Origin of the sequence: Pseudomonas sp. HMWF006 (assembly GCF_003061205.1) — a bacterium.
Classification (GTDB): Bacteria; Pseudomonadota; Gammaproteobacteria; order Pseudomonadales; family Pseudomonadaceae; genus Aquipseudomonas; species Aquipseudomonas monsensis.
The window spans coordinates 1-805 of sequence record NZ_QAIU01000455.1 but is presented as its reverse complement, the minus strand read 5'-3'; the positions used below and the strand labels follow the sequence as shown (position 1 = coordinate 805).

Here is an 805-nt window from a genome sequence, read left to right as displayed (position 1 = left end):
GGAACGCCTTGCGCGGCTGCCCTCCACCATAGCCGGTCAGCGAGCCGTCCGCGCCGATCACCCGATGACACGGCACGACAATCGACAGCCGATTGTGCCCGTTGGCCAGACCGACTGCCCGGCTGGCACCGGGTTTGCCCAAACCTGCGGCGATGGCGCCGTAAGTGCTGGTCTGGCCGTAGGGGATTTGTTGCAGTGCCGCCCACACTTGCCGGGCAAAGTCGCTGCCGGGCGCGTGCAGTGGCACGCTGAAGGCGCTCAGCTTGCCGGCGAAATATGCCGCCAGTTGCTCTTCGATCTGCTGCAAATGCGCATTGTGCCCCGGTGCAACCGCGTAGCCATAACGGTGCTGCAGGTCTTCCACTTCACGGGTCAGCGCCGGGCGGTCGAGAAACTCCAGCAACACCAGCCCACGACGCTCGGCCATGGCGATCATTGGCCCCAGCGGCGTGGTCAGCCGGGTGAACAGCAGCGGTTCACTCTGGGCGGCGCGGCCGGGGGTGATGTGGAATGACTTCTGGAAGGCATCGCGAAAACCACTGAGTGATTCATATCCGGAATCGAACGCCGCGTGATCAATCGACGTGCCCTGACGGATTCCGCCCAGTGCCACGCCCAGCCGGCGTGTGCGCAACCAGGCGTGGAAGGTCATGCCGAAATGCTGTTTGAACCAGCGCCGCAGTTTCAGCGGCTCGATGCTGTGCGCGAGCAGTTGCGCATCGCTCCAGCGCCGCTCCGGATCGGCGTCCACCGCCTTGAGCAAGCGCTGCACCCAGTCCGGCGCGATGGCTGCCGCGTCCAGCGG

At 65.6% G+C, this 805-nt stretch carries 1 protein-coding gene; it reads right to left on the bottom strand.

Annotated features, from left to right (window positions below):
- On the bottom strand, nt 1–805 hold an 805-nt coding region (locus tag DBR24_RS19630; RefSeq protein WP_128615579.1), incomplete at both ends, for a bifunctional transcriptional activator/DNA repair enzyme AdaA.